Consider the following 26916-nt stretch of genomic DNA (forward strand, 5'->3'; position numbering starts at 1 on the left):
TCAGGTGCACTCGCCGGTGCCCACCTCCCGGGTGCGTTCCGCACCGGCCAGCGCCACCGGCCGGGCCTCGGCGGCGGTCACCGCGAAGCCGGTGTTCGGGTCGTACGCGGCCGCTGCGAAGATCACCCCGAGCACCAGGCCGTTCGAGGAGACCAGCGGCCCGCCGGAGTTGCCGCTGCGCACCAGGGCCCGGATCGTGTAGATCTCCCGGGTCACGTCCCCCGACGAGTAGATGTCCGGGCCGGTGATCCGGTCGACGTCGCGGATCCGCGCCGACTGGGCGTTGTACGGCCCGTCCAGCGGGAAGCCGAGCACGATGGCGTCCGCGCCGCTGGTGGTGTTGCCGGCGGCGAACCGCATGGAGGGGCCGGGCAGGTTGGGCACGTAGAGCACGGCCAGGTCGCGGTCCGGGTCGTAGACGACGACGACGCCCTCGTACCGCTCGCCGCGCAGTTCCACCGCGACCGAGTCGGTGCCGGCGACCACGTGCGCGTTGGTCATCACCCGGTCGTCGGCGTACACGAAGCCGGAGCCCTCGATGCGGCGGGAGCAGCTCTTCGCCGAGCCGAGCACCTTGACCACCGACTGCTGGCCGTTCGCGACCACCGGCGATCCGGCCAGCGCCGGGTCGGGCGGCTCGACCTGCCGTGCCTGGGAACGGCGCAGGCCGTCGAAGACGTCCGGGAAGCCGTTGGTGTCGACGGTGTCGCGCAGTGCGGTGGAGAGCTGCTGGGCCTGGTCCGGCAGCACCTGGTCGACCACGTTGAGCAACGCGCTGCTGCGGACCGAATTGGCGAGCCAGGGCAGCGAGGAGGAGCCGAGCGGCACCGCCACCAGCCAGGCGACCAGGAGCACCGCGAAGAGCGAGACGAAGGCACCGCCGATGTCGTCGAGCCGCCGACCCGTGTCGCTGGCGATGGTGCGGCGCAGGTGGGAGCCGAGCCATCCGGCGAGTGCCTGGCCGATCACCGCCAGGCCGAAGATGGCGACGAGCGAGATCAGCACACGGGTGCCGCTGTCCACGAACTGCTGGGCGAACATCGGCCCGATCTGGAGCCCGATCAGCGCACCGAGGAAGAACCCGGAGAACGAGAGCACCCCGATGACGAACCCCTGCCGGTATCCGCTGATCGCGAACACGAGCATGAGTAACAGCAGAACGAGATCAACGGCCGACACGGGTCAAGCGTACGGGCCGGGGGCTCGTGGGATGACGACCGCTTGCGGAAGGTGACCGCACGATCAGCGGATCGCGCTCTCGTCCACCTCGTCGGTGCCGGCCGAGGGGGCGGGCGACGCACCGGACCGGGGCAGGTCGATCACCCGGCCGTGCGGCCACGGTCGGCTCCAGCCGCCCATCTCCAGCAGCGCGGCCAGCACCCCGGCGGTGAAGCCCCAGACCAGCATGCCGCGTACCGAGAAGGCGGGGCCGACCCAGCCGCTGGAGTGGCGTACCCGGACGCGGTTCTCCGGGTCGACCAGCTCGGTGACCGGCAGCCGGGCCACATGCGCCACCTCGGCCGGTTCCCGGGGGTGCACCCAGTGCGGCGTGTGCCACCAGGCGAGCACCGGCGTCACCACGAACTCGCTGACGGGGATCCACAGCCTCGGTAGTTGCGCCAGTACGGTGACGCTCGCCGGGTCGAGGCCGACCTCCTCGTTGGCCTCACGCAACGCGGTGGCGGCGGCGTCGGCGTCGCCCGGGTCGGCGGCACCGCCCGGGAACGCCGGCTGACCGGCGTGGTTACGCAGCGTCGCGGCACGTTGGAGCACCAGCACGTCCGGACCGGTCTCGGGGTCCTCACCGAGCAGCACGAGTACGGCGCTCTCCCGGCCGCCCTGCTCCGGCGTGCGTACCTGGGTGAAGTCCTCGATGCGGGCGGTACCGAGCCGGACCAGCAGCGGGTCCAGCCAGTCCGGCACCGGCCGTGGCGCGTCGGACGTCCCCGGGCCCGAGGTCATCCTGGCGGGCACCTCGCTCACGCCGGTACCACGATGTCGAGGTGCTGCCGGACGAGGTCGGCGAGGCCGGCGTCGTCCAGGGCACCGGAGGTGTCGATGTGCCGGACACCGCCGTCGGCGCCGACGAACACCGTCATCGGGAACGCGTTGCGTTCCAGCGCCCGCTGGAACGCCTTACCCTGGTCGAACAGCATCGGGAACCGCACGCCGAAGTCCTCGCCGATGGACTGCGCGGCGCTGCGACTGTCCTGGGTGTTCACCCCGACGACCCGCAGTCGTCCCTCGGTCTGCTCGCTGAGCCGCTGGAAGGCGGGCAGTTCCTTGCGGCAGGGCGGGCACCAGGAGGCCCAGATGTTGATCACGGCCGGGCCGGGGATGTCGCGCAGGGCGACCGGGTTGCCACCGGTGAAGCAGGTGAGGGTCAGCTCGGGCAGCCGGTCACCCTGCGGGGTGCCGGTGTCCACCGCGCCGGGCTCGGCGACGAGGGAGGTGCACTCCTCGAACGGCGACGGCCGGCTGGTGCTCGTGTCCGCCCCGGTGGCGGCGGGCCGGTCGGTCTCGGGCGTACACGCCACGGTGCCGAGCAGCAGCAGCGGCAGGGACATCAGGGCCAGTCGGCGGATCACGGCGCCTCCGCCCGGACCGCCTGCACCGGCACCAGGTCGGGGTCGACTCCGGCGGCGACGGCCAGGTCACGGGCCCGGGGGCCCTTGAGCAGCTTCGCGGCGGCGGCCGCCTCGGTCGGGCCGGTGCCGTACGACGGGCAGAGCTTCGCCAGCGTGCACGCGCCGCAGGCGGGCTTGCGGGCATGGCAGACCCGTCGGCCGTGGAAGATGATCCGGTGCGACAGCATGGTCCAGTCGCGCTTGGGATACATCGCCCCGATGGCGTGCTCGATCTTGACCGGGTCGGTCTCGGCGGTCAGTCGCCAGCGCTGGACCAACCGCTGGAAGTGCGTGTCGACGGTGATGCCGGGCACGTCGAAGGCGTTGCCGAGGATGACGTTGGCGGTCTTGCGGCCGATCCCGGGCAGGGTCACCAGGTCGGCCAACCGCCCCGGGACCTGGCCGTCGTACCGCTCGACGAGGGCCTGACCGAGGTGGATCAGCGAGCTGGTCTTGTTGCGGTAGAAGCCGGTCGGCCGGATCAGCTCCTCCATCTCGTCCCGGTTCGCCCCGGCGTAGTCGGAGGCGCTCGGATACCGGGCGAAGAGCTTCGGCGTGACCTCGTTGACCTTCTTGTCGGTGCACTGGGCCGAGAGGATGGTGGCGACGGCCAACTCCAGCGCGTTGCCGTGGTTCAGCTCACAGTGGGCGTCGGGATGTGTCTCGGTCAGCACGCGGCCGATCCGCCGCGCCCGACGCGTACGACCGAGGTCGGTCTCGGTGGCGCTTCTGGTCACGACGGCCAGCCTACGTCGCCGCGCCGACGCTCCGGTCGGCCCACACGTCTCGGACCGGCGATCAGCCCTCGTCCGGCGGACTGATCTTGCCCGCCTTGGTGAACTGGGCGCCGGTCTCCGGGAAGTCGAGCTTGGTGAGTTCACGGAGCAGGCCGAGGCCCCGGTCGTCTGGGTCCGTGGTCGGCTTGCCGATGCCGTTCATGTACGTCGAGACGAACGACCCGCCGGACCAGGTGCCGTCCGGTTCGAGGGTCACCTTGAGCACCCCGCCCCAGCCGAGGCGGCCGTTGTTGCTGAGCATGCCGCCGCCCCCGGCGAAGTTGCCCAGGCTGTACGCGATCAGTCGGCCCTTGTAGAACTCCATGCCCCGCAGCACGTGCGGGCCGTGGCCGACGATCAGGTCGGCGCCGGAGTCGATCATCGCGTGGGAGAACTTGATCGGGTCGCCCCGGTTCTCGCCGAGGAACATCTCGGTGCCCGGACGGGTACGGGTCATCTCCGAACCCTCGGCCCCCATGTGCACCTGCACCACGACGATGTCGGCCATCGTGGCGGCCTTCTCGACGACCTTCTTCGCGGACGGGATGTCGACCAGGCTGTTCGACCAGCGGTACGACGAGAAGCCGGCCACCGCGACCTTGACGCCGTCGGCCTCGACCACCGTGATCTGGTCGGGCGCGCCGGTGTGCGCCAGGTCGTGCTCCTCCAGCGCCTTCTGGGTGTTCTCGTACCCCTTGGGCCCGAAGTCGTAGCCGTGGTTGTTGGCCTGGTTGAGCAGGTCGAACCCGGCGTCGGCGAGGTGCGCGGCGTACTCCGGCGGCGCGCGGAACTGGAAGCACCGGGTGGAGTCGGCCCCGCACTTGCCGGTGCCGGTGTCCACCGTCAACGGCTCTTCCAGGTTGCCCATCGCCACGTCGGCGGAGATCGCCTTCTTGACCGAGTCGAAGAAGCCCTTCCCGCCGTCGGGCGGCAGCCGGTTGGGCGCGTTGCCCATCACGATGTCACCGGTGGCGGAGAGCGAGATGGTCTTGACCTTGGGCGGGGTCGACTCGACCGGCCCACCGGTCCCACCGCCCGCGCCCGGCTGCCAGACCGGCTCCTGACCGAGATCGGCACAACCGGCGAACAGCAGCATGGCGAGCAGCGCACCGAGCGCGGCCAGGGAACGGCGGCGTGGACGCGCCGCGAGAGCGGCGTGGGGGCGCGGACGCGACGCCGTGGAGGCACGGCGGCGTGGACGCGACGCGAGGGGGGCGCGAGCATACATCGGGGGCGACCATACCGGGCGGGAAACGCCGCGACGACGGCCGATCGGGTGGAGGATTCAGCCCTGGAGCCGATCCGACCATGGGACGACGGTGTCGGTGCCGACCGCCGACACCGCGGCGTGCACCGCGCGGGCCAGCGGCGCTCCCCAGGTCGAGCGCGGGCCGCCGTACGCACTGACCGGCCCGTCCGGTGGGCAGAGCACGGTGACCGCGTCCGTCGGGGTGCCGGTGCCGGGCAGCCCGAGGTCCGCGATCGCCTGCGCCTTCGCCTCGGTCGCCGTGGCCACCGCGTTGACCAGGGCCGCGTCGCCGAGCCGGGCCGGGACGTACACCACGATGTTGACCGTGCCGACCCGCTGGGCCGGGGCCGCCACGTCGGGTGCCGCCGCCGGCACCGGGGTACCCAGGCCGACGGTGGCCCAGACCTGCACGCCGGTGTCGGTCCGCGCGATCACCTCGGTCACGTCGACACCGGTCAGCAACCCCACCCCGGGTCCGTCGAGGCCGAGCCGCCGGGCCATGCCGGCCAGGTGGTCGGCGGGGTCGTCCCGGTCGTACGACATCGGCACGGTCGCGTTCAACACCCACCGCCGTACGCCGAGCCCGCCGCCGAGCGGGCCGGTGCCGACCGTCCGCAACGGCCGCACGGCGCGCCACACGAGTAGCGGAATGTCCCTTCCGTCCTCGTGTCGGGTGGTCACCAGCGGCTCACTCAACACGCCGTGACCCTACGGCCGACGGCCCTGCCGGTCGTCGGCGGCCCGCGCGGGCGAGCGATGGTACCGGGCGACCGACACGGGAAGGTTACGCCCAACGATCAAGATTCCAGGGGTGCACCTCTGATTCCTGCTCACGTGCGCCTAGACTGGGCGGCGCGCGAGGGATCAGCGGACGGCGGCCCGGCCGACAGACGGCACGCGCAACCGGAGGTGCGCGATGGACGAGGTACTGGCCCGCAGCGGGATCTTCCAGGGAGTCGACCCGGAGGCTGCCGAGGCGCTCGCCAAGGAGATGGAGACGATCGAGGTCCGCAAGGGCGAGGTCGTGTTCAACGAGGGCGAGCCCGGCGACAGTCTCTACATCCTGCTGTCCGGCAAGATCAAGGTGGGTCGCCGGGCGGCGGACGGCCGGCAGAACCTGATCGCGGTGATGGGGCCGTCGGACATGGTCGGCGAGCTGTCGCTCTTCGACCCGGGTCCGCGTACGGCGACCGCCACCGCGGTGACCGACAGCCGCCTGGCCCGACTGCGCAAGCAGGCGCTGCGTCCGTGGCTGAACAACCGGCCGGAGATCGCCGAGCAGCTGCTGCGCGTGCTCGCCCGCCGGCTGCGCCGGACCAACGACGCCCTCGCCGACCTGATCTTCACCGACGTACCCGGCCGGGTCGCCAAGAACCTGCTCCAGATGGCGGGCCGCTTCGGCACCCGGGACGGTGGCGTGCTGCGGGTGACGCACGACCTGACCCAGGAGGAGATCGCCCAGCTCGTCGGCGCCTCACGCGAGACGGTCAACAAGGCGTTGGCCGACTTCGCCTCGCGGGGCTGGCTCCGGTTGGACGGCAAGAGCATCATCATCCTCGACCCGGAGCGCCTGGCACGCCGCGCCCGGGTCTGACACCCCTGCTCCCGACACCGCCCGGCCGCCACTCGCGGCCGGGCGGTGTCGTGTCCGGGCGGCCGTGTCCAGGCGGCATCGTGACCGGACGGGGCCTTGTCCGGGCAGAGTCGTGTCCGGCCGGGCGGGGTCGGGTTCGGGTTCGGTGACCGACTCGTGCGGCTCACCGCACCGAAAAAAGTCAGTCTTGACTGTTTGTTTTCCGGGCGGCAGGCTGTGCCCGTGCCTCCCGCATCGACCCGCGTCCCTCAGCAACAGCGCAGCCGTGCCACCCGGGCCCGGCTGCTGGAGGCGACCGTCGAGTGCCTGGTCGAGCATGGCTGGTCCGGCACCACGACCACGGTCGTGGCGGCCCGGGCCGGAGTCTCCCGAGGCGCCCAACTGCACCACTACCCGACCCGGGCCGCCCTGGTCACCGCCGCCGTGGCACACCTCACCGAACGCCGGGCGGCCGAGCTGCGGGCCGAGGCGGAGGCACTGCCGGCCGGCCCCCGCCGGCTGGACCGGGTGGTCGACCTGCTCGCCGCCGCCTTCACCGGGCCGCTCTTCGTGGCCGCCCTCGAACTCTGGGTGGCCGCCCGCACCGACGCCGAACTGCGTGCCGCGTTGCTGCCGCTGGAGACCCGGGTCGGGCGCGAGATGCACCGCCTGACCGTCGAGCTGCTCGGCGTCGACGAGCGACGGCCGGGCGTACGCGAGGCGGTGCAGGCCACCCTCGACCTGCTCCGGGGCCTCGGGGTGGCCAACCTGCTCAGCGACGACTCGGCCCGCCGGGCCGCCCTGCTGCACGCCTGGAAACACCAGTTCACCACCCTGCTCACCCCCGCCGACGACCTGCCGGAAGGCGAGCGGGACTGATTCCCACCGGAGGCACCATGGTCGACCTGGCCGTACTCCTCACGGATCTGGCCGCCGAGTCCGCGCAGCTCGACGCGCTCGTCGCGACCCTGCCCGCGACGGAGTGGGAGCGCCCCACCCCGGCAGCGGGCTGGACCGTCGCCCACCAGATCGCCCACCTGGCCTGGACCGACCACGTGTCCCACCTGGCCGCGACCGACCCGGACGCGTTCCACGCCTCGGTCGCCTCCGCGCCGGACCCGGCCCGTCTGGTCGACGCCGGGGCGGAAGCGTTCCTCGCCCCGCCGGACGCGCTGCTGAACCGCTGGCGGGACGGCCGCCGCACGCTCGCGGCGTCGCTCGCCGCCGCACCGGCCGGACAGAAGCTGCCCTGGTACGGCACCCGGATGTCGCCCGCCTCGATGGCCACCGCACGGATCATGGAGACCTGGGCGCACGGCGAGGACGTGGCCGACGCGCTGGGCGTGTCCCGGCCCGCCACCGCCCGGCTACGGCACATCGCGTACCTGGGCTCCCGGACAGTCGGGCACAGCTTCGCCGCGCACGGCCGGGCGGTGCCGACGGCGCCGGTCCGGGTCGAGCTGCTGGCGCCGACCGGCGACACCTGGGCCTTCGGCCCGCCGGACGCGGGCGACCGGGTCACCGGCGCGGCGCGCGACTTCTGCCTGCTGGTGACCCGACGCCGGCACCGGGCCGACACCGCCCTGGTGGCCGACGGACCGGTGGCCGACGCGTGGCTGGACGTGGCGCAGGCGTTCGCCGGCCCACCCGGCCCGGCCCCCACGCCCCGGTCGCCGGGCGACGACCGTGCCGGAGCCCGCGCGTGAGCGCGCCCGACCGGCGGCCACGCACGGGTGACGTGCTGCGGGTAGGCAACGCGTCCGGCTTCTACGGTGACCGGTTCTCCGCCTGGAGGGAGATGCTCGACGGCGGCGAACTGGACGTGCTGACCGGCGACTACCTGGCCGAGTTGACCATGCTGATCCTCGGCCGGGACCGGATGCGCGACCCCGACCTCGGGTACGCGAAGACGTTCCTGCGGCAGCTCGAAGGGTGCCTCGGCGCCGCGCTGGACCGCCGGGTCGCGCTGGTCACCAACGCCGGCGGACTCCACCCGGCGGGGCTGGCCGCCGCGATCCGTGCCCTCGCGGAGCGACTCGGGCTACCCGTGCGGGTCGGGTACGTCGAGGGCGACACCCTGGCCCGCCCGGACGCGCTCACCGCGAACGCGTACCTCGGGGCGTTCGGTATCGCCGCCTGCCTCGACGCCGGGGCGGACGTGGTGGTGACCGGCCGGGTCACCGACGCCTCCCTGGTGGTCGGCCCGGCCGTGGCCCACTTCGGCTGGACGCACGACGACCTGGACGCGCTGGCCGGCGCCACCGTCGCCGGGCACCTGATCGAGTGCGGGGCCCAGGTCACCGGCGGCAACTACAGCTTCTTCACCGAGCTGCCCGACGGCGGCCACCGGCCCGGCTTCCCCGTCACCGAGCTGCGCCGCGACGGTTCGTCGGTGCTCACCAAGCATCCCGGCACCGGCGGCGCGGTCACCGTGGAGACGGTCACCGCCCAACTGTTGTACGAGGTGGCCGGGCCCGCGTACCTCGGGCCGGACGTGGTGACCCGGCTGGACACGGTCGCGCTGCGCCAGGACGGGCCGGACCGGGTACGCGTCTCCGGTGTCCGGGGCACGCCACCGCCGGAGACGCTCAAGGTCGGCGTCAACAACCTCGGCGGCTTCCGCAACTCGATGACGTTCGTGCTCTGCGGGCTGGACATCGAGGCGAAGGCGGCCCTGGTCCGGACGCAACTGGAGGCGGCGGTCGGCACCGACGGGCTGGAGTTCCAGGTGGCCCGTACCGACCACCCGGACGCGACCGACACCGAGGTGGCGAGTGCGCTGCTGCACGTACACCTGCGGGACGGTGACAGGACGCGGGCCGGACGGGCGTTCTCGGCGGCGGCGGTGGAGCTGGCGCTGGCCTCCTATCCCGGCTGCACGCTGACCACGCTGCCCGGCGACGCCACCCCGTACGGCGTCTTCACCACCGACACCGTGCCCCAGGACGCGGTCACCCACGTCGCCGTACTGCCCGACGGCACCCGACGCACCATCCCCCCACCCCCGGTGCGACGTAAGGAGGGGTCCCCTGTACGACACCAGGCGATAGCAGGGGACCCTTCCTTACACCTGAGGGCGGGGACGCGGCGGGCACCGCTCGGGGAGTTGGTCGGGGCGCGCTCGGGCGACAAGGGCGGGGACGCGAACCTCGGCGTGTGGGCGCGTACCGACGCGACGTGGGGCTGGCTGCGCGGGTGGCTGACCGTGGCCCGGCTCGCCGAGTTGCTGCCGGAGACCGCCCCGCTGACCGTGCGGCGCTACGAGCTGCCGAACCTGCGGGCGGTCAACTTCGTGATCGAGGGGCTGCTCGGACCGGGGGTGGCCGGTTCGACCCGTTTCGACCCACAGGCCAAGGCGCTCGGTGAGCTGCTCCGCGCCCGGCTGGTCGACCTGCCGGCGGAGTTGCCCACGGGTCCGGCCCCCACCGGTAGGTCGGCAGGATGACCATCGTGGACACGCCGGAGCGGCGTCAGTTGCGCGAACTGACCCGGGCCTTCGTGACCCGGGAGGTGCTGCCGTACCTGGCCGACTGGGAGAGGGCCGGCGAGGTGCCCCGCGCGCTGCACGTCACCGCCGCGCGGACCGGGCTGCTCGGCGTCGGCTTCCCGGAGTCGGTCGGCGGCAGCGGCGGCGACCTGCTCGACTCGATCGTCGTCACCGAGGAGATCATCCGCGCCGGCGGCTCGTCGGGGCTGGTCGCGGCCCTGTTCACGCACGGCATCGCGTTGCCGCACATGGTCGCCGCAGCCGGCGGTCGGCTCGGCGGCACGCTCCCGGGCGCGGCCGGGCCGCCGGTGCCGCGCACGCCGGCCGATGACGACCTGGTCGACCGGTACGTCCGACCGACGCTCGCCGGCACCACGATCGGCGCGCTCGCCGTCACCGAGCCGGAGACCGGTTCCGACGTCGCCGGGATCCGCACCCACGCCCGCCGCGACGGCGACCAGTACGTCGTCAACGGTGCGAAGACGTACATCACCAGCGGTGTCCGGGCGGACTTCGTGACCACGGCGGTCCGCACCGGTCCACCGGGTGGCGGCGAGTTGAGCCTGCTGGTGATCGAGAAGGGCGCGCCCGGGTTCACCGTGGGGCGTCGGCTGGAGAAGCTCGGCTGGCACTGCTCGGACACCGCCGAACTCTCCTTCGTCGACGTACGCGTCCCGGTGACGAACCGGATCGGTGAGGAGGGCACCGCCTTTCTCGCGATCATGCAGCATTTCGCCGCCGAGCGGCTCTCCCTGGCCACCCAGGCGTACGCGATCGCGCAGCGCTGCGTCGAGTTGACCGTGCGCTGGTGCCGGGACCGGTCCACGTTCGGGCGTCCGCTGGTCGGGCGACAGGTGGTCCGGCACCGGCTGGCCGAGATGCACACCCGCGCCGAGGCCGCCCGCGCGTACGTGCACCAGGTGGCCGCCCGGGTCGTCGCCGGGGAGCCGGTGGTGACCGAGGTGGCGATGGCCAAGAACGTGGCCGTGGCGGCGAGCGACTGGGTGGTCGACCAGGCCCTGCAACTGCACGGCGGCTTCGGCTACCTGCGCGACGCCGAGGTGGAGCGGCACTACCGGGACGCCCGGATCCTCGGCATCGGGGGCGGCACCACCGAGATCATGAACGAGATCGTCGCGAAGGGCATCGGTCTATGACCACGTTGGAGAGCACGGTCGACCTCACCTCACCGCCCCACCGGGCCAACCGGGAGGCGTTGCGGGACCGGATCGCCGAGCTGGACGCCGCGCTCGACCAGGCACGTGCCGGTGGTGGCGAGAAGTACGTGACCCGCCACCGCGCACGCGGGAAGCTGCTGCCGCGCGAGCGCATCGAGCTGCTGCTGGACCGGGACGGCCCGTTCCTGGAGCTGTCGCCGGTGGCCGCGTACGGCACGGACTTCCCGGTCGGGGCCAGCGTGGTGACCGGGATCGGGGTGGTCGAGGGCGTCGAGTGCATGATCGTGGCGAACGACCCGACCGTACGCGGCGGTGCGGTGAACCCGTGGTCGCTGGCGAAGACCCGGCGGGCCGGGGAGATCGCGCTGGCCAATCGGCTGCCGATGGTCAACCTGGTCGAGTCGGCCGGCGCGGACCTGCCCACCCAGGCGGAGATCTTCATCCCGGGCGGCCGGGTGTTCCGTGACCTGACCCGACTCTCGGCCGAGAAGATCCCGACGGTCAGCGTGGTCTTCGGCAACGCCACCGCCGGTGGCGCGTACGTGCCCGGGATGTCGGACTTCACCATCATGATCCGAGAGCGTTCGCAGGTCTATCTGGCCGGGCCGCCGCTGGTGAAGATGGCCACCGGGGAGGACGCCGACGACGAGTCGCTCGGTGGTGCGGCGATGCACGCCACCCGTAGCGGCCTGGCCGACTTCCTCGCCGCCGACGAGCGGGACGGCATCCGGCTGGCCCGGCAGTGTGTCCGCCGGCTGAACTGGCGCAAGCAGGGGCCGGGGCCGCGTACGCCGCACCCGCGCCCGCCCCGGCACGACCCGGAGGAGTTGCTCGGCATCGTCAGCGCCGACCTGAAGGTGCCGTTCGATCCACGTGAGGTGCTCGCCCGGCTGCTCGACGGCAGCGAGTTCGACGAGTTCAAACCGGCGTACGGCACGGCCCTGGTCACCGGGTGGGGCGAGCTGCACGGGTTCCCGGTCGGCGTGCTGGCGAACGCCCGGGGGGTGCTGTTCAGCGAGGAGGCGCAGAAGGCGACGCAGTTCATCCAGCTCGCCAACGCCGCCGACACACCGTTGATCTTCCTGCAGAACACCACCGGCTACATGGTCGGCACCGAGTACGAGCAGCGCGGCATCATCAAGCACGGCGCGCTGATGATCAATGCGGTGTCGAACTCGACGGTGCCGCACCTGACGGTCAACCTGGGCGCCTCGTACGGGGCCGGGAACTACGGCATGTGCGGCCGGGCGTACGAGCCGAGGTTCCTGTTCACCTGGCCGAACGCGAAGTCCGCGGTGATGGGCCCGGCCCAGTTGGCCGGCGTGCTCTCCATCGTGGCCCGGCAGGCCGCCGCCGCCCGGGGCCACGAGTTCGACGAGGACTCCGACGCCGCCATGCGGATGATGGTCGAGCAGCAGATCGAGTCCCAGTCCGGCGCGCTGTTCCTCTCCGGACGGCTCTACGACGACGGGGTGATCGACCCCCGGGACACCCGTACCGTCCTCGGGCTCTGCCTGTCGGCCGTGCACAACGCGCCGGTACGCGGTGCCGCCGGCTTCGGCGTCTTCCGGATGTGAACCCCCGTGAGCGCGAGGAACGCAGCGCAGCGGAGTCCCGCAGTCGCGAACGAAAGACCAGCCCGATGAGCGCGAGAAAGGCTCTGCTGCCATGATCACCAGGCTTCTGGTCGCCAACCGGGGCGAGATCGCCCGCCGGATCATCGCCACCTGCCGGATGCTCGGCGTCGAGACGGTCGCCGTGCACTCCGACGCGGACGCCGACGCGCCCTTCGTCGCCGAGGCCGACCGGGCGGTACGCCTGCCGGGGAACACGCCCGCCGAGACGTACCTGCGGATCGACCTGATCCTGGCGGCGGCCCGGCGGTCCGGCGCGGACGCCGTGCACCCGGGCTACGGCTTCCTCGCCGAGAACGCCGACGTCGCGGCGGCGGTGACCGACGCCGGGTTGACCTGGGTCGGCCCGTCGGCGAAGGCGATCGCCGCGATGGGCGACAAGCTGGCCGCCAAGGCGTTGCTCGCCGAGGCGGGCGTGCCGATGCTGCCCTCCTGGACCGACGCCGCCCAGGTCACCGACTTCCCGGTGCTGGTGAAGGCGTCCGCCGGTGGTGGCGGTCGCGGCATGCGGATCGTCCGGGACGCCGACGGTCTCGCCGAGGCGGTGGCGGGCGCGGGCCGCGAGGCGGCGTCGGCGTTCGGCGACGGCACGGTCTTCATCGAGCGGTACGTCGAGCGGGGCCGCCACGTCGAGGTGCAGATCGTCGGGGACCGGCACGGCACCGTGCTGGCGCTCGGGGAACGGGACTGTTCGATCCAGCGCCGGCACCAGAAGATCGTCGAGGAGGCTCCGGCGGTGCTCGCCCCGGAGCTGCGGGACCGGCTGCACGCGGCGGCGGTGGCCGCCGGCCGGGCCGTCGACTACGTCGGCGCGGGCACGGTGGAGTTCCTGCTCGCCCCGGAGGGCGACTTCCACTTCCTGGAGATGAACACCCGTCTCCAGGTGGAACATCCGGTCACCGAGGCGGTCACCGGGCTGGACCTGGTCCGGCTGCAACTGCTGGTCGCCGAGGGCGAGCCGCTGCCGCTGACGGTGACGCCGCCGGCCGAGGGCCACGCGATCGAGGTACGGCTCTGCGCCGAGGATCCGGCCCAGGGTTTCCTGCCGGCCACCGGCACCCTGCACCGGTTCACGGTCCCCGAGGTGGTCGGCGAGTTCGTTCCGACGCGTGGGCTGCGGCTCGACTCGGGCGTGCGGGACGGCTCGGCGGTGCAGGTGCACTACGACTCGATGCTGGCCAAGGTGATCGCCTGGGCGCCCACCCGCGCCGAGGCGGCCCGTACGCTGGCCGCCGCGCTGGCGCGGGCCGAGTTGCACGGCGTGGCCACCAACCGGGACCTGCTGGTCCGGGTGCTGCGGAGTCGGGAGTTCGGCGCGACGGAGGTCGACACCGGCTTCCTGGACCGGCATCCCGGGGTCTTCGCCCCGCTGCTGCCGCCCGGCGAGGTGCCCCTGGTCGCGCTCGCCGCCGCGCTCGCCTCCGCGGCGGCCCGCCGTGCCGCCGCGCCGGTGCTGGCCGGGCTGCCCTCGGGGTGGCGCAACGTGCCCGCCTTCCCGCAGGTCGCCCACTTCTCCGGCCCGGACGGGGAGGTCGAGGTCCGGTACCGGCTGGACCGCGACGGCGGCATCGCCGAGTGGTCGACGTCGCCGGAGAGCGAGTCGCCGGAGGTCACGCTGGTCGAGGCGGGCCCGGAACGGGTGGTGCTCGACGTCGACGGGGTGCGCCGGGCGTACCGGGTGCACCTGGTCGGTGCGTCGATCTTCGTGGACGGCCCGGACGGCGCGGCGAGCCTGACCGAGCTGCCGCGCTTCCCGGCGCCCGGTGCGGAGCTGACCGCCGGGTCGCTGCTCGCCCCGCTGCCCGGGGCGGTGGCCCGGGTCCACGTGGAGGTCGGCCGGCGGGTGGCCGCCGGTGACCTGCTGCTGACCCTGGAAGCGATGAAGTTGGAACACCCCGTGCTCGCCCCGACCGACGGCGTGGTCACCGAGCTGCCGGTCGCGGCCGGCGGCCAGGTCGACACGGGTGCGGTGCTGGCCGTGGTCACCCCCACCGAGGAGGCATCGTCATGAACTTCGACCTCAGCCCGGAACAGGAGCAGCTCCGCGACGCGGTCCGGTCGCTGGGCCGGCGGTACGGCCACCGCTACTTCGTGGATAAGGCCAAGGCCGGCGAGCACACCACCGAGCTGTGGCACGAGGCCGGCCGGCTCGGCTACCTCGGCGTCAACATCCCCACCGAGTACGGCGGCGGGGGCGGCGGCATCACCGATCTGGCCATCGTCTGCGAGGAACTGGCCGCCGCCGGCTGCCCGTTGCTGCTGCTGGTGGTCTCCCCCGCCATCGCGGCCACCGTCATCGCCCGGCACGGCACCGAGGACCAGCGCAAACGCCATCTGCCCGGTCTGGCCGACGGCTCCCAGAAGATCGTCTTCGCGATCACCGAGCCGGAGGCCGGGTCCAACTTCCACCGCCTCGGCACCGTCGCCCGTCGCGACGGCGACGACTGGGTACTCTCCGGTCGCAAGTGCTACATCTCCGGCGTCGACGAGGCCGGGCACGTCCTCGTGGTGGCCCGCGCCGGGGACGACACCACCACCGACGGTGCCGGGCAGCGGCTGAAGCCGGCCCTGTTCATCGTGCCGACCGACGCGCCCGGGTTGACCCGGTCCAAGCTGGACATGGAGATCCTCTCCCCGGAGAACCAGTTCCTGCTCTACCTGGACGAGGTCCGGCTGCCCGCCGACGCGCTGGTCGGCGAGTCGCTCGACGCCGGACTGCCGGCGTTGTTCTCCGGGCTCAACCCGGAACGCATCACCGTCGCCGCGATGGGCGCCGGCACCGGCCGGTACGCCATCGAGCGCGCCTCGGAGTACACCGCGACCCGCACGGTCTGGGGCGGTCGGACCATCGGCACGCACCAGGGCGTGTCGCATCCCCTGGCCCATGCGGCAGTGCAGGTGGAGCTGGCCCGGTTGATGATCCAGAAGGCGGCGACGCTCTACGACGCGGGCCGCGACCTGGAGGCCGGGATCTCCGCCAACATGGCCAAGTACGCCTCCGGTGAGGCCGCCGCGCTCGCGGTCGACACCGCCGTGCAGGCGCTCGGCGGTGCCGGCATGACCACCGAGTACGGCGTGGCCACGCTGCTCGGGGCGGTACGGGCCGGTCGTATCGCCCCGGTCAGCCGCGAGATGATCCTCAACTTCGTCGCCCAGCACGTGCTCGGCCAGGACAAGTCGTACTGAGCCCGGGGCGGTGGGCGCTCACCGGCAGGCGGCGTCCACCCGGTGCACCGGGCGTACCCGCCGGCCCAGCCCTTCCAGCAGTGAGTCCTCGATGTGGAAGTCGTGGATCCAGAGCCGGTAGCGGGGCAGCTCCTCCTCGGAGGGGCAGAGCACCTGTTCGCGTACGTGGTCGACGGGCACGTACCGGACGCCGCCCCGGTCCTGGAGGATCACCGTGTGCACGTCGTCGGTGGTCACCACGTGCCCCCGGATCTCCTCGGTGGCCTCGGCGGAGTCGCCGACGGTGGTCACGGTGAGCGGCAGCACCGGTGTGCTGATCACCGGCAGCGCCGCCCAGACCAGCACCACCAGCACGGCGGCCTGACTCAGCGGGGCGAAGGCCCGGAGCACCACCCGGGGCAGCGGCCCGGCGACGAAGATCGCCAGCAGCGGCGGCACCACCAGCAGCGCGATCGGCAGCGGCTCGGCCTGCCGCCACGCGTCGCGCAGCGTCGGCAGGAGCAGCCACAGGTAGCCCGCGTACGCCGCAGTGATCATCAGGATGCGGACCGCCGGGCGCTCGTGCAGCCGGACCGCCGTGAGCCCGAACGCCGCCGCCAGGGTGGGCAGCAGCAGCGGGAGGTACAGCAGCGGCCAGGTGAGCAGGGCCATCAGGAAGCTCGCCGCGATGAACCAGCTCGGTGTGACGTCCATCCAGCGGGCGAAGAGCGAGCGGCGGGCGGTGGCCTCCCGGCTGGCCGCGAGCACTCCGCCGAGCGCGAAGACCGCGACCAGCGCGGTGCAGAGCAGGCGGGCCGCCGTGGTGAGGAAGCCGGCCAGCATGTTGACCGGTCCCACGTTTGCCACCAGCAGCAACGTGGTCTGCAACTCGCCGCCGGCCTCGACGCCGAGGCGGAGCACCGAGAAGATCGCCGGTACGCCGACCACCGCCGTCCAGAACGACTGGCTGGACCGCGCTCGGCGCTCGGTCCGGTCCCCGCCGACGTCCGCGGGCCCCTCCGACGTGGCAGGCCCGTCCTGCCTGGCGGGGGCGTCCCGTGGCGGCACCACCGGCTCGGAGGGCGTCACCTGGGACGGCACCGGCCGGTCGGCGTCCGGGGCGTTGCCGGTGGTCGCCGCCGGCGTGCTCATCGGCCCGGCACCTTGTCGTCGAAGTCGACCAGTCGGGGCACGTCGAGGGGCTGCGGTTGCCGCTTCTCCGTCCGCAGCCACGGACCGAGCGTCCGGTTGTACGCGACCTGCCACGGGCTGATCTCCCCATTGCGACCCTGGCGGTAGCTCTTGTCGAGGAAGTACGCCACCAGGTCGCGCAGCGCGGGGTCGCCGATGGGCACGCCGATGCCGAGCAGTTCGCTGGTGCCGAAGGGCATGTCGACGATCTCGAACTCGGTCGGATACCGGGCCACGAAGCCGGCGAGGATCGTCTCGTCCGAGCTGACGGCGTCGTACCGGCCGTCCAGGATGCCCTCGACGCAGTCGCCGACGTCCTTCACCACCACCGCGCGCACCTGGTGCTGTTCCAGCTCCGCCTCGGTGGTGGAGCCACCGCTGGTGCAGATCTGGAACTTCGGGTTCCGCAGGTCCTCGATGGTCCGGATGGTGTCCCGGTGCCGGCTCGGGACCATCACCTCCTGTGTGGTCACCAGGTACGGCCCGGCGAAGCTGACCTCCTTCTTGCGCTCCTCGGTGATGGAGAAGCTGGACACCACCAGGTCGACTATGCCGCCCTGGAGGGCGGGGATCCGGTCCTCGGTGGAGACCGACACGAACTCGATCCGCTGGTCGCCCTCGAAGCCGAGCGAGGCGGCGACGTAGCGGGCGATCTCGACGTCGAAGCCGACGTGTCCGCCGTCGCGTACGTCTCCCATCAGCGGCTCGTTGACCGCCACACCGATCCGCAGCACGTTCTGTTCCCAGACGTGCGACTCGCGGAGCTTCTCCTGCACCGAGGGCAGTTCCGGCTCCTTCTGACTGTCACAACCGGCCGCTGCGCCCAGGAACAGCGTCAGGGCGACCGCGAGGGTGGTGGCCACCGAGCGGAACCGGGTGGTGGAGAACCGACTGACCATGGATCACCTCGCTACCTTCCGAAGTTGTCATGACACTGAAAGTAGCGAGTGTCTGCCAGTCGGTACCGTCGTGAAACGCAGCGGGGTGCGGCGGGCATCCGACTGCCCGCCGCACCCCGGAGGGTGTGTCGCGACCTCAGCGCGCCGTCAGCGCGCCGATCCCCGGCATCGGCACGACCACCGGCGGGAGCTGCTTGGGCGCACCGCGGCGCGGTGCACCCTTGGCCGCAAGGTCCTCCTTGGAGGTGTCGACCCGGGCGCCTGCCGCCGACTCCGGCAGTTCCTCGAACGGCTGGATGTCGCCGTGGCAGACGGTGCCCTTCTTCGGCAGCGTCAACCGCAGCAGGTAGGCGTCGATGGCGCCGGTCGCGCAGGCCGAGGTGCCGTACGCGGTGTGACCCCAGTTGTCGCTGGAGAGCAGACGGCTGTTCGGCAGCAGCTTCGCGGAGGCGACAGCGCCGTTGTAGTTGGTCGCCGGGTCCCAGTGGTTGCCGACGACCAGGACCGGGTTGACGGTCCGCCGGTCGAACGGGCCGGTGAAGCGGTCCTCGTCCCGCACCGTCCAGGTGTCCCGGGCACAGGGTGCGGTGACCCAGGTCCAGTACCGACCGAAGTACGGGTCGCGCTTGTCGGCCTTGGCGGCCCGAGCCGCCCAGGAGGCCGGGTCCTTCGGGTGGTTGGCGTCGGTGCAGTCCACCCCGAGGAAGGTCTCCAGCCCGTTCTCGTACGGGAAGTCGTAGGCGCGTGCCTGCTCCCGTGCCTTCTCGGCCCGCTGGAGCAGCGAGGTACGTGCCTGCGTCCGTGACGCGGTCGCCGCCGACGGGTCGGTCAGGACCAACAGCTCCTGGGTGAGGTAGGCGACGTCCAGGTAGCCGAACGGGCCGTAGAGGGAGCCCGCGATGATGGCGACGAAGTCGGCGTAGGTGAAGGTGTACTCGCCCAGGTCCGGGTCCTCCAGCACCAGCGGCGTGGCCTTGAGTCGCTTCGCCACCAGCTCGAACAGCGCGGCCGGGTCACCCGAGGCCAGCGGGCAGGCGTCCACCCCGGCGGTCTTGCAGCGCTTGAGGATCTCGCGGAGCGCCAGGTACGCGCCCTGCGCGCTGCGCATCCGGTCCTCCTGGCCCAGGTTGCCGGCGGCGCCCGCGCCTAACCACGCGGTCGGGTCCAGTACGCCGTCGATCGCCAGGGCGCGCACCCGGTCCGGGAACATGTTCGCGTAGTACTGCCCGAGCACGCTGCCGTAGCTGAAGCCCACGTAGGACAGCAACTTGTCGCCGACCGCCCGCCGCAGCACGTCCATGTCGCGGGCGACCTCGGCGGTCGACATCGCGCCACTGAGCGGCTTACCGGTGGTCGAACAGCCCTTGCCGATCCGGATCGCGGCGGCGACGTACGCCTTCTCCTCGGCCTTCGTGTACGGGAAGGCGACGTTCGCCCCCTCGTACGCCCGGGTCTGGTCCTTCACCGACCGGAAACACCGGAGCTGCTCGCCGGAGCCCACCCCGCGCGGGTCCACGCCGACGATGTCGAACCGGTCGAGCACGTCGTCACCGAAGACGTACGGCGCGGCGAGGGCGAAGCTGGTGCTCGAACCACCGGGGCCACCCGGGTTCACGAAGAGGCTGCCGATCTTGCGCTTCTGGTCCCGCGCCTTGACCCGCAGCACCGCGATCTCGGTCGTCGCACCCCTCGGCTGGTCGTAGTCCAGCGGCAGGTCGACGGTGGCGCACTCGGCGTAGTCGTAGCACTCGTACCAGTCCAGCTTGGGCGTGGGCACACGGTCGACGCGCAGCCGCTCCAGCGGGCTGGTGCGGTGCGAGACCGTGGCGGTGCCCCCGCCGATCGTGGTGGGTGCGGCGCTGGCGGGCACGACCGCCGCTCCGGCGAGGAGCGCGCCGATCAGCCCGGCGGCGGCGAGGTTCCGGATTGGTCGTGGCATGTGGACGCCTTCCGGTGGGAGACGGGACACGTCGAGTCGGGCTCGACCTCCGTCACTCTAGAGACGTCGGACGATGCATGCGGTCCGATGAACAGCAACATGTCCGACAATGCAGGCGTCAAGGTCGCGTTTTCAGCATCCCGTAAGGTGGAGTTGTCAGATGTTACGCAGGCGCTCGACCGTCTGCTGTTGACAGATCGGCAATCTCCGACATTCTGGACGCGTGAGACGCATCCCCGGACCTGACGCGCGCACCGTGGCGGTGGTCGCCGCACTCGGATCGCTGTGGCTGCTGGTGGCACTGATCGTCGGGCCCCGGCAGGACCTGCTGGGGGTCGCGATGGCCCTGGGCTGCGTCCTGCTCGCCATCGTCACCGGGGTGGCGGTCACCGCCGCCCGGCAGGCCGCCCCGGTCGACACGCCACCTCCACCCCCACCGGTCCACCCGATGGCACAGGCGCCCGGCGTCGACGCGGACACCCTGGAGACGCTAGGCGACCGGGAAGCCGTCCGGGCGATGCGGGACCGCTACCGCCGCGACGCGAGCCACTGACCCCGGTCAGCTCCCGGTGAGGGTGGGGGACGCCAGCCCGTCCAGCCCGCGCCCGGCCAGGCAGCGGTAGGTCGCGTCGTTCTGCGCGTCGGCCGGCGGCAGCACCTCCAGGTTCCACCCGGTGGGCTTGTCGATGCCGCTGACCAGGCGGAACGTCTCCGTGTTGCAGATCTTGCGGACGGCCGGATCCGCCACGATCTCGTCGTGGTCGGCGTCGCGCAGCGTGGGGGGCAACTCCCCTGCGGCGTAGCTCTCCCAGGTGTGCCGGGTGTCGCACGGCACCTGGCTGGCCTCGGCCCGCTGGGCGCGCACCTGCACCGGGCCGAAGCACTCCAGTTCCTCCGCGCAGCGGGCGCCCTCCGGCAGCGCCTCGGGCAGGGCGGCGCAGCCGGGACGGTGCACGCCGGTCGTGATCTGCCGGGTCGGGGCGGTGGGCTGGCCGGACTGAAGCCCACCGGCGGCCCAGGCACCGACGCCCGCCGAGGCGGCCAGCGCCACCACGCCGGTGGCACCCAGGAACCAGCGCCGTCCCCGGCCGCGCTCGGTGGAGGCGCCGGTGTCCCCGGCGTCGGGTGTCTCACCCGCCGCCCGGACACCGCCGTGGTATCCGCCGCCGAGCAGGCCGATAGGCGGACTCGGCGGGCCGAGACCCTCCAGTTGCAGGCCGACGAGCATGTCGTGCAACTGGACGACGGAGGGGCGGTCCGCCGGGTCGTTGGCCATCCCGGCGCGGAGCACGTCGAGCAGCTCCTCCGGGATCCCGGGGATGCCGGGGACCGGCTGGTGGAACATCTCCAGCACGGTGACCAGGCTCGGGTTGCGTTCGGTCTGCCAGCGTGGCGGCCGACCGTGCATCACCGCGTAGAGCGTGGCGCAGAGCGCGTAGACGTCCACCGCCGGTGAGGGCGGACTGTGGCTGAACATCTCCGGCGGGGCGTACGCCGGGGTGAGCACCTCCAGGGCGACCGTGGCGTCACGCATCTCGGCGACCACGGCCAGCCCGAAGTCGGCCAGCACCGCCGAGTTGAAGTGCGAGTAGAGGATGTTGGCCGGCTTGACGTCGCGGTGCAGCACCCCGGCCGCGTGCGAGTGGGCGAGCGCGTCCGCGATCTTGATGCCCAGGTCCCGCGCCTCGGCGGCGCCCAGCGGCGAGGTACGCATCCGTTCGGCGTACGACCCGTCGCAGAGCTCCATGATCAGGTAGGGGTGCTGGTCGATGGTGACCCCGACGTCGAAGAGGTCGACCACGTGCGGGTGCGACGACATCCGACCGGCCGCACGCGCCTCGCGCAGGAAGCGGGCCTGGTCCCGGTCGCTGGCGAGAGTGCGGTTCTCGACCTTGACCGCGACCTCGCGGTCCACCGAGATCTGGGTGGCCCGGTAGACGGTCGCATAGCCCCCTCGGGCAAAGACCCGCAAATCAGTCAGACCAGGCACGATGGGCGTCGGCAGGGCGCCGGGCGGGGTGTCGGTCACGGTTTCGAAAATACCCAACTGGACCGGCGGCTCAGTGAACCGCATCGGCGGGCGACGGCTCCGGCGCGGTCTGCGCGGCGCGTCGGGAGTCCCACCACAGGCCGGCGGCGGTGGCCAGAGCGCCCACACCCTCCCAGGCCGCCACGCCGAAGAACCGGCCGGGCGCCACGTCGGCCAGCACCGCGAGAGTGAACACGGTGAACGTGACCAACCGGAACACCACCGTGAAGCGGAAGAACGCGCGCCACTCGGTGGCGGTGGCGAGCAGGTAGTAGACCCCCATGTTGAACGAGGCCATCGACGAGGCGGTCACGAACACGCCCGTGTAGTCGCCGGGCGCCCGGGTCGCCGGGATCTCGAAGCCGAGCATCCCGAGCAGCACCTCCGGCCAGATCAGCCCGACCGCACCCATCACCAGCGCCAACACGCCGAACACCGCGACCGTCCAGCCGGCGACCGAGCGCGGCAGCCTCATCTGAGCCCTCCCCCTTGACGGCACGACCGCCCATGTTGACCGCCGCGTGCACCGTGCACGCTATCGGTCGGCCCCGACAGCCCACATCACCGGAACCGACATACCCGGCCCCACCGCACCACGTCGGCAGGCCGACGGGTCGGCTCAGCGACCGTCGCGCAACCGGGTGTACAGCGCCTCGGCGTCGGCGCGCTCGCTGCGCTGCTCGGTGGCGAACGACAGACGGACCGCCTCCTCGGCACTGGTCAACGCCTCCGCCGGCCGGCCGCAGGCAGCCAACGCCTCGGCGCGTACCCGGGCCGCGACCACCTGGCTGCGGACGTCCTCGGCCGGCGTGCCCGCCGCCCGACGGGCCCAGTCCAACGCCTGCTCGTACTGCCCGTGCGCGAGCAGTGCCGAGGCGTAACGCGCCATCGACTGCCGACGGGAGAACAACAGCGACGGCGAGGTGGCGGCGGCGGTGGCCACCGGGGCCAGCAGGCCGACCGCGGTGCCGGAGTCACCGGCTGCCAACCGGGCCGTCGCCAGCAGCACCCGAGGCCCCACCTGCGCGGGCGCCTGCGGATTGTGCGGCTCCACACTGGTCAGCACCGCCCGCGCGTACCGCTCGGCACCGGCCACGTCGCCCATGTCCAGCGCCACGAAGCCGCGCAGCGTGCCGGCCATGCCGGTGAGCAGCGGATGGGCGGTCCGACCGGCGTACTCCAGGGCGTCGGTGAGCAGGTCGGCGGCGTGTTCCGGCTCGCCCAGGCCACGGGCCACCACACCCCGGACGACAAGCGCGAACCCCTGCCCCCACTCGTCGGAGGCCGCGGCGAACTCGCGGTACGCCCGACGGGCCTCCCGGTCCGCGTCGAGCAGTTCGCCCAGCTCCGCGTTGGCGTACGCGTCGACCGCCCGGAGCGTGCCCACCGCCCACGCCTCGCCGACCCGCTCCCCGAAGGGCAGGAAGATCCGGGCCAGCCGACGCGCCTCGCTCAGTCGACCGGCCAGCAGCCGGGCGAAGGCGGTGGTGCCCCGCAGCCACGCCCGCCCGTACGGGTCCTTGAGTTCGGCGAAGAGTCGGGCGGCCCGGCCGAGCACCGCGTCCGTACCCGCGAAGTCGCCCCGGGTGGTGGTCACCCAGGCCAGGTTCTGCAACGACCACGCCTGCCCCCGACGGTCCTGCACCGCCAGGCTGACCTGGTACGCGGCGGCCAACCGGCTGCTCGCCTCGCCGAGCCGGCCGGCCAGGAAGTCGGCCATGCCCAGCCGACGCATCGCCGAGGCCCGCAGGCTCGGCAGGTCCGCGTCGGTGGCCACCTGCAACGCCTCCCGCCAGCAGGTCTCGGCCCGCCGCAGGTCACCCATGGCCTGCTGGGCCTGCCCCGCGAGCAGCAGCGCGCTGATCCGGGTGGTCGCCTGGTCCCCGGCGTTGGCGGCGATCTTCTCGGCCGACGCCAGCGCGTCGGCCACCCGCCCGACCTGGAGCAGCGCCCGCGCGTGCACCACCCGGTCCTGCGCCGGTACGCCGTCGACGCGGGCCAGTTCGGCCGCGCGTTCGGCGTACTCGACGGCGAGGGCCGGCTCGCCCTCGTGCAGCGCGCGCCGGGTGGCCCGGCCGAGCGCGGCGACCCCCAGCGGGGCGACCGCCCGGGCCGGCGCGTCCGGACGCAACGTGACCGCGTCGGCCAACGCGGTGGCCCGCTCGACGTGCTGCGCCACGAAGTCGTCCCGGGCCGCCTCGGTGAAACCGCCCGGACCGACCGTGGTGCCGGTCGCGACCAGGTCGGGGCCGCCCAGGCCGCTGGTGACGCTGGCCGCCGGGCTCGCCCACCGGGCCAGCGCGGCGTGCCGTTCGGCCAACTCCGCCTTGCTGACCCCGGCGTACGCGGCCTCCCGCATCAGCGGGGTGGCGAAGGCGTACCCGGTGCGCGTGCGGTGCAGCATGCGGCGTTGCAGCAGTTCCTCCACGGCCCGGTCCAGTTCGAGCGCGACCACGGCGGCGGGTCGACCGTCGCGCCCGGCCCGCTGGTCGCGCAACGCCTGCAACGCACCGTCGGGCACCGTGTCGCCGACCACCGCCGCGTCCCGCAGCACCGAGCGGGCCTCGGCGGGCAGCGCGTCGATCCGGGCCGCGAGCACGGCCGCCAGGTCACGGGAGAGCAGCCGGCTGCCGAGCGAACCGGGGGCCAGCCGCCAGTCGTTGCGCGCCCCGGCGGTCAGCGCGCCGCGCTCCATCAGCAGGGTGATCAGCTCGGCCAGATAGAACGGGTTGCCCTGGGCGGTGGCGAGCAGCCGGTCGGCGTCGGCCTGCGGCAGCCGCCCGCCGCCGAGGTAGCTGGTGAGCAGGCGGGACGCGTCGGCACCGCGCAGCGGCGGCAACGGCTGCACCTCGGCGTCCGCGACCCGGGCCAGGGTGCCCGCGGTACGCACCAGTTCCGGCCGCCCGAGCAGCAGCACCAGGACCGGCCCGTCGAGCCGGGACAGGGTGATCTCCAGCGCGCCGATGGTCTCCGCGGTGGCGTCGTGCAGGTCGTCCACCACCACCATCAGCGGCGCCTCCTCGGCGAGCGCGCTCAGCAGGGCGGCCACCGCGTTCGGCACCGCCTCGGCGTCGGGTGGCGGTTGCGCGGCGGTCCACTCGCTCTGGTCGGTGTGCGCGGCGGCGGGCAGCTCGGCGTACCCGAGCAGGGCCAGCAACTGGTCGACGGCGACCGGGGCGGGCGCGGTGCGGGAGCGGCTGAGGCGCTGCCCGAGGCGGCGCAGCCGCTCCTCGACGGCGGCCCGGGTGACCGCCGTGGCCGTGTCGTTGGGCAGGCCGGCGGCGGCGCGCACCAGGTCGGCCAGGGGGGCGAGCCGACGGCGCTCGCCGAACGCGGCGCAGCGTACGGAGAGGACCCGGGCACCGGTGTGTGCCGCGTACCGTCCGGCTCCCACGTCGTAACCGGCGGCCAGGCGCTCCACCTCGGCGGCGAACCGGGACTTGCCGATCCCCGCCTCGGCGGTCATCAGCAGCACCCGGGGCTCGCCCCGGTCGATCACCTCGGCCAGCCGGCCGGCGACCCGGCCGATCTCGGTCTCCCGGCCCACGAAGGGCGCCTCGTCGCCGAGGCCGGAACGGGTGCCCGGCGCATCCAGCAGGCCGAGCAGCTCGTACGCCTCGACCGGCTCGCGCTTGCCCTTGAGCCGCAACGGCCGCAGCGCCCGCCAGCTGGCGACGTGGCGGGTGGCCGCCGCGGTCCGCGCCCCGCCGTAGACCGCGCCGACGGCGGCGGCGTCGGCCAGCCGTGCGGCGGTGTTCACGGTGTCGCCGATGACGGTGTACTCGATGGCGGCCTGGATGCCGGCGATCACGTCACCGGTGTTCAGCCCGACTCGCAGCCCCAGCGGCGCACCGCCGCCGCGCTCGTCGTCGAGCACCCGGCGGACCGCCCGCTGCATGGACAGGGCGGCCCGGACGGCGCGTTCGGCGTCGTCCTCGTGCGCGACCGGAGCGCCGAAGACCGCCATGATCCCGTCACCGGTGAGTTTGTCGACGTGCCCGCCGAAGGTCTTCACCGCGCCGGCCAGGGCGGCCAGCACGCGGTCGGTGACCGCGCCGACGCGTTCCGGGTCGAGGTCCTCGGACCAGGAGGTGAAGTCGGACAGGTCGCCGAAGAGCACGGTGACCACCCGCCGCTCGGCGGCGGGCAGGGTGGCGGCGGCCGGCAGCGCGGCGCCGCAGTTGTGGCAGAACCGGGCGCCGGGCACGGCGACGGTTCCGCACACCGGGCAGGTCACGGTCGGTCCAACCTCGCGGCGTCACCCTCGGATTCCCGGCCCAGGTACTCCAGTTGGGCGCGCACGGACCACTCCGCCGCCCACCAGAGCGACCGGTCCACGTCGGCGTAGACGACGGCGACCACCTCGGCCGGGGTCCGCGCCCCACCGTCGCGCGCCGCCCGGACCTGGTCCAGGCGGGCCCGCCGGTGGGCCAGGTAGAAGTCGGCGGCGGCGCCGCAGTCGGCCAGCGCCGGCCCGTGGCCCGGCAACGCCGGGATCCCCCGGTACGTGGCGAGCAGTTCCAGGCTGGCCAGGTAGTCGCCGAGGTGGCCGTCCGGATGAGCGACCACGGTGGTGCCCCGCCCGAGAATGGTGTCGCCGGTCAGGACCACCTGCCGGCCATCGTGCTCGACCAGGAAGCAGACCGAGTCGGCGGTGTGCCCGGGGGTGGGTACGAGCCGGATCGTCAGCCCGTGCCCGTCCACGTCTCCGGCGGGATCGAGTGCCGGACCGCCGATGCTGTGCGCCGGGTCGGCGGCGCGTACCGGTGCACCGCCGAGCATCTCGTGCAGGCGCGGCGAGGCTTCGGTGTGGTCCGGATGCCCGTGGGTGATCAGCACCAGGCCGACCGGTCCCCACTGCGCGATCGCGGCCAGGTGGTCCTCGTCGGCCGGCCCCGGGTCGACCACGACGCCGTACGCCGCGCCCGGGGCGCGCAGCAGCCAGGTGTTGGTGCCGTCCAGCGTCATCGGCCCCGGATTTGGTGCCCGCAGCAGCGTCACCCACTCCGGCAACTCGCTGGCGAGGGCGCTCACCGCCCCCGTCACATGCCCTCCCATGGCTGCGATCGTACGACCCCGGGCACGCACCTCCGCGATCTTGCAGTTCTGGTCCCCGATTCGCCCTCGTTAGGGGCCTTCGTCCGGCCGGAACCACAAGATCGCGACGGT

At 73.1% G+C, this 26916-nt stretch carries 22 protein-coding genes; 9 read left to right on the forward strand and 13 right to left on the reverse strand.

Annotated elements, in window-relative coordinates:
• The 6 genes from ACFYTT_RS26115 to ACFYTT_RS26140 form a co-directional block, all read right to left on the reverse strand.
• Positions 1-1179, reverse strand: coding sequence for a MarP family serine protease (locus tag ACFYTT_RS26115; protein ID WP_176095434.1), 1179 nt, complete (start codon positions 1177-1179; stop codon positions 1-3).
• A gap of 63 nt (positions 1180-1242) precedes the next feature.
• Positions 1243-1962 carry an NUDIX hydrolase gene (locus tag ACFYTT_RS26120; RefSeq protein ID WP_387263028.1) on the reverse strand — a complete coding sequence of 240 codons (720 nt, stop codon included), beginning with the start codon at positions 1960-1962 and terminating at the stop codon, positions 1243-1245.
• A 17-nt stretch (positions 1963-1979) separates the two neighbouring features.
• Complete coding sequence (locus ACFYTT_RS26125; protein WP_387263161.1) at positions 1980-2567, reverse strand: TlpA family protein disulfide reductase; 588 nt, start codon at positions 2565-2567, stop codon at positions 1980-1982.
• A gap of 17 nt (positions 2568-2584) precedes the next feature.
• Complete coding sequence (gene nth / locus ACFYTT_RS26130; RefSeq protein WP_176095435.1) at positions 2585-3364, reverse strand: endonuclease III; 780 nt, start codon at positions 3362-3364, stop codon at positions 2585-2587.
• 61 nt (positions 3365-3425) lie between these two features.
• The gene (locus ACFYTT_RS26135) at positions 3426-4499 is read right to left on the reverse strand and encodes a CapA family protein (protein ID WP_387263164.1); all 1074 of its coding nucleotides are present in this window, start codon (positions 4497-4499) and stop codon (positions 3426-3428) included.
• A gap of 189 nt (positions 4500-4688) precedes the next feature.
• Complete coding sequence (locus ACFYTT_RS26140; RefSeq protein ID WP_387263032.1) at positions 4689-5351, reverse strand: adenosylcobinamide amidohydrolase; 663 nt, start codon at positions 5349-5351, stop codon at positions 4689-4691.
• Positions 5352-5568: 217 nt separating this feature from the next.
• Between ACFYTT_RS26140 and ACFYTT_RS26145 the strand changes: the two genes are divergently transcribed.
• The 8 genes from ACFYTT_RS26145 to ACFYTT_RS26180 all read left to right on the forward strand — a co-directional run bounded on the left by ACFYTT_RS26145 (position 5569) and on the right by ACFYTT_RS26180 (position 15710).
• A complete protein-coding gene (locus tag ACFYTT_RS26145; RefSeq protein WP_013736306.1) occupies positions 5569-6246 on the forward strand; it encodes a Crp/Fnr family transcriptional regulator in 678 nt (225 codons plus the stop codon).
• Positions 6247-6468: 222 nt separating this feature from the next.
• Positions 6469-7104 (forward strand): TetR/AcrR family transcriptional regulator, encoded by a 636-nt coding sequence (locus tag ACFYTT_RS26150; RefSeq protein ID WP_131054407.1) that lies wholly within the window; start codon positions 6469-6471, stop codon positions 7102-7104.
• A 17-nt stretch (positions 7105-7121) separates the two neighbouring features.
• Entirely contained in the window at positions 7122-7931 is an 810-nt protein-coding gene (locus tag ACFYTT_RS26155) for a TIGR03084 family metal-binding protein (RefSeq protein ID WP_387263035.1), read from the forward strand.
• A gap of 92 nt (positions 7932-8023) precedes the next feature.
• Positions 8024-9670 carry an acyclic terpene utilization AtuA family protein gene (locus ACFYTT_RS26160; RefSeq protein ID WP_387263167.1) on the forward strand — a complete coding sequence of 549 codons (1647 nt, stop codon included), beginning with the start codon at positions 8024-8026 and terminating at the stop codon, positions 9668-9670.
• Positions 9667-10869, forward strand: coding sequence for an acyl-CoA dehydrogenase family protein (locus ACFYTT_RS26165; RefSeq protein ID WP_387263038.1), 1203 nt, complete (start codon positions 9667-9669; stop codon positions 10867-10869). Before ACFYTT_RS26160 ends, ACFYTT_RS26165 begins: the two co-directional genes overlap by 4 nt.
• A complete protein-coding gene (locus ACFYTT_RS26170; RefSeq protein WP_387263041.1) occupies positions 10866-12467 on the forward strand; it encodes an acyl-CoA carboxylase subunit beta in 1602 nt (533 codons plus the stop codon). The genes ACFYTT_RS26165 and ACFYTT_RS26170 overlap by 4 nt, the downstream gene beginning before the upstream one ends.
• Before the next feature lie 91 nt (positions 12468-12558).
• Complete coding sequence (locus tag ACFYTT_RS26175; RefSeq protein ID WP_387263044.1) at positions 12559-14535, forward strand: biotin carboxylase N-terminal domain-containing protein; 1977 nt, start codon at positions 12559-12561, stop codon at positions 14533-14535.
• Positions 14532-15710 (forward strand): acyl-CoA dehydrogenase family protein, encoded by a 1179-nt coding sequence (locus tag ACFYTT_RS26180; protein WP_131054426.1) that lies wholly within the window; start codon positions 14532-14534, stop codon positions 15708-15710. Before ACFYTT_RS26175 ends, ACFYTT_RS26180 begins: the two co-directional genes overlap by 4 nt.
• Positions 15711-15728: 18 nt before the next feature.
• Here ACFYTT_RS26180 and ACFYTT_RS26185 read toward each other — a convergent pair whose 3' ends face one another.
• The 3 genes from ACFYTT_RS26185 to ACFYTT_RS26195 form a co-directional block, all read right to left on the reverse strand.
• Positions 15729-16841 (reverse strand): hypothetical protein, encoded by a 1113-nt coding sequence (locus ACFYTT_RS26185; protein WP_387263047.1) that lies wholly within the window; start codon positions 16839-16841, stop codon positions 15729-15731.
• Positions 16838-17779, reverse strand: coding sequence for a transporter substrate-binding domain-containing protein (locus ACFYTT_RS26190; protein ID WP_131054424.1), 942 nt, complete (start codon positions 17777-17779; stop codon positions 16838-16840). Before ACFYTT_RS26190 ends, ACFYTT_RS26185 begins: the two co-directional genes overlap by 4 nt.
• 136 nt (positions 17780-17915) lie before the next feature.
• The gene (locus ACFYTT_RS26195) at positions 17916-19718 is read right to left on the reverse strand and encodes an alpha/beta hydrolase (protein ID WP_176095446.1); all 1803 of its coding nucleotides are present in this window, start codon (positions 19716-19718) and stop codon (positions 17916-17918) included.
• Positions 19719-19941: 223 nt separating this feature from the next.
• Between ACFYTT_RS26195 and ACFYTT_RS26200 the strand changes: the two genes are divergently transcribed.
• Positions 19942-20271 (forward strand): hypothetical protein, encoded by a 330-nt coding sequence (locus ACFYTT_RS26200; protein WP_387263051.1) that lies wholly within the window; start codon positions 19942-19944, stop codon positions 20269-20271.
• Positions 20272-20277: 6 nt separating this feature from the next.
• Here the strand turns inward: ACFYTT_RS26200 and ACFYTT_RS26205 are convergent, their stop codons facing one another.
• The 4 genes from ACFYTT_RS26205 to ACFYTT_RS26220 all read right to left on the reverse strand — a co-directional run bounded on the left by ACFYTT_RS26205 (position 20278) and on the right by ACFYTT_RS26220 (position 26805).
• On the reverse strand, positions 20278-21747 hold the full coding sequence (locus tag ACFYTT_RS26205; protein ID WP_387263054.1) for a serine/threonine-protein kinase: 1470 nt from the start codon (positions 21745-21747) through the stop codon (positions 20278-20280).
• Positions 21748-21778: 31 nt separating this feature from the next.
• Positions 21779-22222, reverse strand: coding sequence for a hypothetical protein (locus ACFYTT_RS26210; RefSeq protein WP_131054420.1), 444 nt, complete (start codon positions 22220-22222; stop codon positions 21779-21781).
• Between the two features lie 144 nt (positions 22223-22366).
• Positions 22367-25984, reverse strand: coding sequence for an adenylate/guanylate cyclase domain-containing protein (locus ACFYTT_RS26215; protein WP_176095448.1), 3618 nt, complete (start codon positions 25982-25984; stop codon positions 22367-22369).
• Positions 25981-26805, reverse strand: coding sequence for an MBL fold metallo-hydrolase (locus ACFYTT_RS26220; RefSeq protein WP_176095449.1), 825 nt, complete (start codon positions 26803-26805; stop codon positions 25981-25983). Before ACFYTT_RS26220 ends, ACFYTT_RS26215 begins: the two co-directional genes overlap by 4 nt.
• Between the last annotated feature and the right edge of the window lie 111 nt (positions 26806-26916).

It is taken from the genome of Micromonospora sp. NPDC003816, from assembly GCF_042874705.1.
Lineage (GTDB): Bacteria > Actinomycetota > Actinomycetes > Mycobacteriales > Micromonosporaceae > Micromonospora.

Bases quoted from the DNA above. Each gene is read 5' to 3' on its own strand.
- ACFYTT_RS26120 (WP_387263028.1), bottom strand. From the start codon at position 1,962: ATGACCTCGGGCCCGGGGACGTCCGACGCGCCACGGCCGGTGCCGGAC.
- ACFYTT_RS26125 (WP_387263161.1), bottom strand. From the start codon at position 2,567: ATGTCCCTGCCGCTGCTGCTGCTCGGCACCGTGGCGTGTACGCCCGAG.
- ACFYTT_RS26135 (WP_387263164.1), bottom strand. From the start codon at position 4,499: ATGCTGCTGTTCGCCGGTTGTGCCGATCTCGGTCAGGAGCCGGTCTGG.
- ACFYTT_RS26145 (WP_013736306.1), top strand. From the start codon at position 5,569: ATGGACGAGGTACTGGCCCGCAGCGGGATCTTCCAGGGAGTCGACCCG.
- ACFYTT_RS26155 (WP_387263035.1), top strand. From the start codon at position 7,122: ATGGTCGACCTGGCCGTACTCCTCACGGATCTGGCCGCCGAGTCCGCG.
- ACFYTT_RS26160 (WP_387263167.1), top strand. From the start codon at position 8,024: ATGCTCGACGGCGGCGAACTGGACGTGCTGACCGGCGACTACCTGGCC.
- ACFYTT_RS26165 (WP_387263038.1), top strand. From the start codon at position 9,667: ATGACCATCGTGGACACGCCGGAGCGGCGTCAGTTGCGCGAACTGACC.
- ACFYTT_RS26170 (WP_387263041.1), top strand. From the start codon at position 10,866: ATGACCACGTTGGAGAGCACGGTCGACCTCACCTCACCGCCCCACCGG.
- ACFYTT_RS26175 (WP_387263044.1), top strand. From the start codon at position 12,559: ATGATCACCAGGCTTCTGGTCGCCAACCGGGGCGAGATCGCCCGCCGG.
- ACFYTT_RS26180 (WP_131054426.1), top strand. From the start codon at position 14,532: ATGAACTTCGACCTCAGCCCGGAACAGGAGCAGCTCCGCGACGCGGTC.
- ACFYTT_RS26185 (WP_387263047.1), bottom strand. From the start codon at position 16,841: ATGAGCACGCCGGCGGCGACCACCGGCAACGCCCCGGACGCCGACCGG.
- ACFYTT_RS26190 (WP_131054424.1), bottom strand. From the start codon at position 17,779: ATGGTCAGTCGGTTCTCCACCACCCGGTTCCGCTCGGTGGCCACCACC.
- ACFYTT_RS26195 (WP_176095446.1), bottom strand. From the start codon at position 19,718: ATGCCACGACCAATCCGGAACCTCGCCGCCGCCGGGCTGATCGGCGCG.
- ACFYTT_RS26210 (WP_131054420.1), bottom strand. From the start codon at position 22,222: ATGAGGCTGCCGCGCTCGGTCGCCGGCTGGACGGTCGCGGTGTTCGGC.
- ACFYTT_RS26220 (WP_176095449.1), bottom strand. From the start codon at position 26,805: ATGGGAGGGCATGTGACGGGGGCGGTGAGCGCCCTCGCCAGCGAGTTG.